The sequence below is a fragment of the Micrococcus lacusdianchii genome, assembly GCF_023155805.1.
Classification (GTDB): Bacteria; Actinomycetota; Actinomycetes; order Actinomycetales; family Micrococcaceae; genus Micrococcus; species Micrococcus lacusdianchii.
The window spans coordinates 1-6,093 of sequence record NZ_JAKNUW010000037.1 but is presented as its reverse complement, the minus strand read 5'-3'; the positions used below and the strand labels follow the sequence as shown (position 1 = coordinate 6,093).

At 67.4% G+C, this 6,093-nt stretch carries 6 protein-coding genes and 1 pseudogene; all 7 read right to left on the bottom strand.

Going from position 1 to position 6,093, the window contains the following annotated elements:
• Nucleotides 1-409: 409 nt before the first annotated feature.
• Entirely contained in the window at nucleotides 410-1,378 is a 969-nt protein-coding gene (locus MA879_RS12065) for an arsenic resistance protein (RefSeq protein ID WP_248126814.1), read from the bottom strand.
• Nucleotides 1,375-1,605, bottom strand: coding sequence for a hypothetical protein (locus MA879_RS12060; protein WP_127913478.1), 231 nt, complete (start codon nucleotides 1,603-1,605; stop codon nucleotides 1,375-1,377). Before MA879_RS12060 ends, MA879_RS12065 begins: the two co-directional genes overlap by 4 nt.
• 55 nt (nucleotides 1,606-1,660) lie before the next feature.
• On the bottom strand, nucleotides 1,661-2,344 hold the full coding sequence (locus tag MA879_RS12055) for a vitamin K epoxide reductase family protein (protein WP_080695921.1): 684 nt from the start codon (nucleotides 2,342-2,344) through the stop codon (nucleotides 1,661-1,663).
• Between the two features lie 8 nt (nucleotides 2,345-2,352).
• The gene (locus tag MA879_RS12050) at nucleotides 2,353-3,105 is read right to left on the bottom strand and encodes a DsbA family protein (protein WP_036317487.1); all 753 of its coding nucleotides are present in this window, start codon (nucleotides 3,103-3,105) and stop codon (nucleotides 2,353-2,355) included.
• Nucleotides 3,106-3,185: 80 nt separating this feature from the next.
• On the bottom strand, nucleotides 3,186-4,103 hold the full coding sequence (locus tag MA879_RS12045) for a cation diffusion facilitator family transporter (RefSeq protein WP_036317488.1): 918 nt from the start codon (nucleotides 4,101-4,103) through the stop codon (nucleotides 3,186-3,188).
• A 98-nt stretch (nucleotides 4,104-4,201) separates the two neighbouring features.
• Nucleotides 4,202-4,495, bottom strand: a pseudogene (locus tag MA879_RS12040) (transposase); the annotation flags it as partial.
• A gap of 4 nt (nucleotides 4,496-4,499) precedes the next feature.
• Nucleotides 4,500-5,942, bottom strand: a complete 1,443-nt coding sequence (locus MA879_RS12035) for an IS30 family transposase (protein ID WP_470365350.1) — start codon at nucleotides 5,940-5,942, stop codon at nucleotides 4,500-4,502.
• Nucleotides 5,943-6,093 lie beyond the last annotated feature (151 nt).

Sequence of the window (6,093 nt, the reverse complement as noted above, 5' to 3'; positions counted from 1 at the left end):
GGACTCATACAAGTCCACCGCGCGCTGCCGGAACTCGTCCGTGTAGTTCTTCCTAGCCATCCCTTGGATTCTCGCTTCCCCAGCATCGTGCTGGAATCAGCGTGTCCAAGATCAGGGGTCAAGCGCCAGCTGCGTGGCGGCCATGCTGTCGCCCCCGACACCGCTGGCCGCCATCGGACGCAAGGCCCATGGCGGGATTCCCTCAGCGGAGTGCGCATGCCGCTCGATGTCCCATTAATCGTTCGATAGCCTGAACTTATGGAAATGGCATGTGCAGATTGTGGATGTGTGGTCCAACGCGGCGCGATCGTGCACGCCTGCGATCGCCATCCAGATTGTTGCTGCCGGGACGTGCCGGTCGCGCAAGTCAGTGACAATACGGGCGAATAGCACCCGTCGCGATGGGAGCTCAACGCGTCGGCGTCGGGCGGTGCGTGACGACCCGGGGGATGAGTCGGACGTAGGTGACCATGCCGACGAGCTCGACGAGGGTCTGAGTGACCACGACGACCGCGACCAGGGACAGCGAGTCGGGCAGAGCCAGGGCGAGGGGCAGTATGACCAGCGAGTTGCGGGTCGCCCCGGAGAAAACCACCGCCCGGGTCGCCGGTGCATCCTGTCTGAAGACCCTGCCGGTGAGGACGCCCAGAGGGACCATCACGACCAGGAAGGCGACATAGACCGGGATGACCCGCAGCAGCGACGGCAGATCCGCCCGGACGGCGTCGATCTGCGAGGCCACCACGACGGCGAGGGTCACCATCATCAGCGGCACCATCAGCGCCTCCATTAGCTCCATCACCCGCCGGGCCGCGGCGAAGCGTGTAGCCAGGAACTGCGTGATGGCCGCCAGGGCCAGGGGCGTGACGATCAGCAACAGGAACGCCTCGATGAACGGGGCCACGTCCAGGACCTCGAACAGTTCCGGTCCCATGAACAGGCCCAGGTAAGCCGGCAGCAACAGCATCTGCACGAGCATCAGCAGCGGGGCCGCGGCCAGCAGCCGGTCGTGGGCGGCTCCGGCCAGACCGGAGAAGACGATGACGTAATCGATGCAGGGGGTCAGCAGCACCAGCAACACCCCCAGGAGCAGGGCCTGGTCATCAGCAACGAACCGGGAGAGCCCGTAGACCACGACCGGGACGGTGGCGAAGTTCAGCACCAACAGCCCGGCCAGGAACCCGCCATCGCGCAGCGCCCGGCCGAGCCGGGTCAGCGGCACGCCCAAGAATGTGGCATACAGCAACACCATCAGCACCGGGTTGATCGCCTGTTCCAAGGCCGGGGCGGTGGAAGGGGCGGACAGCCCGAAAGCGGCACCGGCTCCCAGGGCAACCAGGTACAAGGGAATCTGCCACCGCTCCAGCCAGCCGATCATGTACTTCCTTTCCGGGCGAGGACCTTGCCTCCATCCTCACGGAGCTGCCCGGTTGTCGCGACGTGGCGGTAGAGGGCCTGTTGGACAAGGAACCTACTGCCTGCCCTTCTCGGTTTCCCAACCTGTGTCCGGCTTTGCCGACAGCTCGGCTCCTCACGCCTCAGGTAGTGCCCGAGCGCCAGCCCTGCTTGGCGGGCGCCGATCACTAGCACGTCGGTCTCGGCCATGGTGTGGTTTCTCCTCGTTGCGGGCGCGTGGGCGGGCCGTAGTGCGGCTGGTGTGTCAGTAACCGGTGAGGGCCGGGAAGAAGGTCCAGAACACCGAGGCGGCCACGGCGACATAGGCGATGGCCACCAGGGTTCCGGCCCAGCCGGCGGAGAACCGCACCACCGCGGCGTGCGCGGGGATCACGCCGTGGGCGAGGTTGCGCACGGTGAGCAGGATGAACAGCGGGATCATCGCCGCCCACACGATCATGCAGTACAGGCACAGGATGTGGATCTCGAACAACGCCTGGGACCACAGCCAGATGGTGAACACCGTGCCGGCGGTGACCCCGGCCTGCAGGCCGGCCCAGTACCAGCGCCCGGGGCTCGCCCCGGAGAGGGTCACCATGGCGGTGGTGATGACCACGGCGAACGCCACGATGCCGATCAACGGGTTGGGGAAGCCGAACAGCTCGGACTGCCAGGTCCCCATCACCTTCCCGCAAGACACCCAGGGGTTGATGTCACAGCTGGTGATGTACCCGGCATCCTCGTACAGCTCCAGGCGTTCGAGCACCAGGATCGCCGAGGCCACCCAGCCGACCACCCCGGTGATCAACAGCACCAGGCCGAACGGACGGTGCCGGGCGACAGTCGGTATCCCCGCTACGTCGGAGGCCTGCCCGGTACCGGCAGGGCGGTCGGTGGTGGTCGTGGGGATCGTCACGGGTGAATTGGTGTCGGTGTCGGGGACACTCATGGGCCCGGTCAGTCCGTCGTGGCGGCGGCGTCGACCTCGGCGCGGAACTGCTCGAGGGTGTTCAGAGTGAGCATCTGTCCGTCCAGGAAGAAGGTCGGGGTGCCCTGCACGCCCAGCGCGGTCCCGTCGGCCACGTCGGCCTCGATGCGGTCGCGGGTGGCCGGGTCAGCCACCGCGGCATCGTAGGCGGCCATGTCCAGGCCGAGATCCTCGGCGTAACCGCGGAACACCGGGCTCCGGTCCTCAGTGGTATGGCTCCACTGCTCCTGGGTGTCGAACATCTGCTGATACATCGCCTCGTACTGTCCCTGCTGGCCGGCGGCTTCCACGGCTACGGCGGCGGTCATCGAGTTGGGATGTCCGGGCAGCGGGAAGTAGCGGTGCACAAAGGTCACCGTGTCGGCGTACTCGGCGCGCAGTTCTTCCACGACCGGGTAGGCGGCCTTGCAGCCCTCGCACTCGAAGTCCAGGAACTCCACCAGCACGGCCTGCTCGTTCGGGGCCTTGGACAGTACCCGGCTGTCTGGGCGCATCACCGGCGTGGCCTCCGAGGGGGCGCTCTGCCCGGTCCCGGAGGAGGCAGTTTGCCCGGAGCCCTGGGGGGCGGCGTCGCGGGGGCCGCTGGCGGCCACCACTCCGACGATCAGCCCGGCCAGCACCACAGCGGCCAGTACGACCCAGACGATGGTCTTGGCCTTGCGGGATGTGGTGCCCGGTGTTGACGGATCAGAGGGGGTCGGATTGCGGGTCGGTGTGCTCACGAAGGGATCCGTTTCGGTCGGTGGCGACGGCACCGTGCCGTCGGGGTGGGAATGAGCTGGGGCTGGGATGCAGGGGTGGGTCAGGGGTGGAGGGTCTCAGTGTGGGGGTGGGTGGCCGGTTCGATTTGGAAGGTGGAGTGTTCGATGGGTACTTGGAAATCCTGGGCCACGCACCGTTGCAGGTCGGTCAGCACAGTGCCCAGGTGCGCGGCGGTCAGGCAGCCGTTGTGCACGGTGACGTGCGCGGAGAGCACGGGGGTGTCGGAGTCGATGCGTGAAGCGTGCAGGTCATGGACCTCCAGCACGTGCGGCAGCTCCGATAGCCGGATGCGGACCGCCTCCAGGTCCAAGCCCTTGGGGGTGGTCTCCATGAGTACGTCGATGGTGTCGCGAAGCAGGATCAGGGCTCTGGGCACGATCAGTGCGGCGATCAACAGGGACACCACCGCATCGGCGCGATTCCAGCCGGTGGTGGCGATCACGATCGCCGAAACGATCACTGCGACCGATCCCAGGGCGTCGTTGAGTACCTCCAGGAACGCGGCCTTCATGTTCAGGTTCTCACCTCGGGAAGAGGCCAGGATCGCCAGACCGATGAGGTTGCCAGCCAAACCGATCACCCCGAACCAGAGCATCGCGGTGGATTCGACCTCGGGGGGTTCGATGAGCCGGCGTACGCCCTCCACGGCTACGAAGCCGCCCACGGCCAGCAGCACCGCGGCCTGCGCGGCCGCGGCGATGATCTCGGCGCGCTTGTACCCCCAGGTGCGCTTGTCCGTGGCCGGGCGCAGCGCCAGGGTCGTGGCGGTCAGGGCGATCAGCAACCCGGCTGAGTCAGTAAACATGTGCCCGGCGTCGGCCAGCAGGGCCAGACTGCCCGAAGCCAGCGCGCCGATGACCTCGGCGACCATGATCGTCGCGGTGATGGAGAAGACCACGGCCAGCCGGCCCCGCCGGCCCGCCGCCGGAAGAGCATGGGAATGATCGTGTCCGCTCATACCAGGGTCTCTTCCACTCGATGAATCATCAGCTGAACGTCACCATCCTGTCCGGCGATGGGCCTTGGCCCTTGATCGTGGACACGGTGTCGGTTCGGTTATGCCGCTTCCGCAAGCGTAGCGGAGCGTGCGGCTTCGTAGGCGTTCGGGCTGATGTTGCCGATCGCGGAGTGGCGCCGGCGAGTGTTGTAGCGGTTCGCCCACCGGAACACGGCCCGGTAGGCGGTGGCCTGGTCCGGGAACGCTGACCGGCCGGCGAGGAGTTCGCGCTTGAGCGTGGCGTTGAAGCTTTCCGCGAGTGAGTTGTCGGCACTCGTGCCGACCGCGCCCGTGGACTGGGTCACGCCCAGCTGCTCGCAGAGCGCGGCGTAGGCCTTCGAGGTGTAGACGGTGGGTTCAACCGGTCGTTGCAACACCGTTCGTCGTGAGCGAGCTTAGCTGCTCGGCGAAGACCTCCGCTGGCGTCTTCCAGTCCAGGACCTTCCGGGGCCTGTTGTTCAGCGTGTACGCGACTGCTGCGAGGTCCTGGGCCGACCATCTCGACAGGTCCGTGCCCTTGGGGAAGTACTGCCGCAGCACCCCGTTCGTGTTCTCATTCGTCGGCCGCTGCCATGGTGAGTGCGGGTCAGCGAAGAACACCTTCGTGCCCGTGGCCATCGTGAACTGGACATGCCCGGCCAGCTCCTTGCCCCGGTCCCACGTCAGGCTCTGCCGCAGCTGCTGCGGCACCGTCGCCATCGCCTTGATCAGGGCCGCGCTCATGGCGGCAGCACCATAACCGCCCAGCGACGGCCCGTTCTTCACCGGCGGCTGCTCACCCCATCCCTGCAGGCGGGGCAAGTGGACCAGAAGCGTGGCCCGACTCTTCCGCTCGGCCAGAGTCCCGATCGCTGAGCGTTGCAGCCCGATGATCAGGTCCCCTTCCCAGTGCCCGGGCACAGCACGATCAGCGGCCTCAGGTGGGCGCTTGCTGAACACCACATCCTCGGTGACGTGGCCCTGGGGCTTGTTCCGGGTACGTGCCCGCGGCTCGCGCAGGGCCCGCCCGGTACGCAGGCACGCGACGAGCTCATGCTTGAGCGCCCCACGCCCCTGGATGAACAGCGACTGATAGATCGCCTCGTGAGAGATCCGCATGGACACATCATCCGGGAACTCCAGGCGCAGCCGGTGGCTGATCTGCTCCGGGCTCCACGCCGTGGACCACCGCCGGTCCGCCCGGCGCGGTTTCATCTTCCGCCCCTTGAAACCGGGCCCGACCGGTCCTGGCACGGCCACGCCATCGGGGCCCAGGACCACCCCGTTCAGGCGTGCCTGGACGTAGTCATGCAGCCGCTGGTTCGTGGCCAGCTTCGCCGGCTTGGGCCGCCTGGCCGCCTCCTGTGCCTTCCACTGCGCCACCGTGGCCCGGTACTCCTTGCTCCCGGAACGAGTGGCGCAGTTACGGCGCAGCTCACGGCTGATCGTGCCGGGATCACGTCCCAGCGTGCGTGCGATCTGACGGACCCCCTGGCCCTGGGCATGGAGGATCGCGAGCTCCTCACGCTCAGCGAAGGACAGGTACCGGCCGGTGGGCTCGGCCAGGGACAGTGGGGCCATGCCGCCAGCGTGACGGAACCAGCGCGCCCCGACGGGCCAGGACACGCCCACACTCAGGGACGCCTCGGCCGTGGTGACACCGGTGGCGATTACACGCCAGAACTGGCGTTGCACCTCTCGTGAGGGCTGCGGCCTGCCAGGAGAGCGCATGGGGGCCCGCAGAGCCCGATCTGCTCTCCACTGCCGACGCGCGCCCTCGGGCACGTCACTGATCTTCCTCGCCCAGTCCTTGCTTGCCATCGCCCATACCTCCAGTGACTCCGGGGGTGTTGCGACGACCGATTGAATCCACCGACGCTGCCGTGGTCGGAGTGGAAGATCGCGCCGACCAGCGACCCGCGGTCGTGGTGCGCGGCACGGAGGGCGTCTTCGACGAGTTCGGTGCGCATGT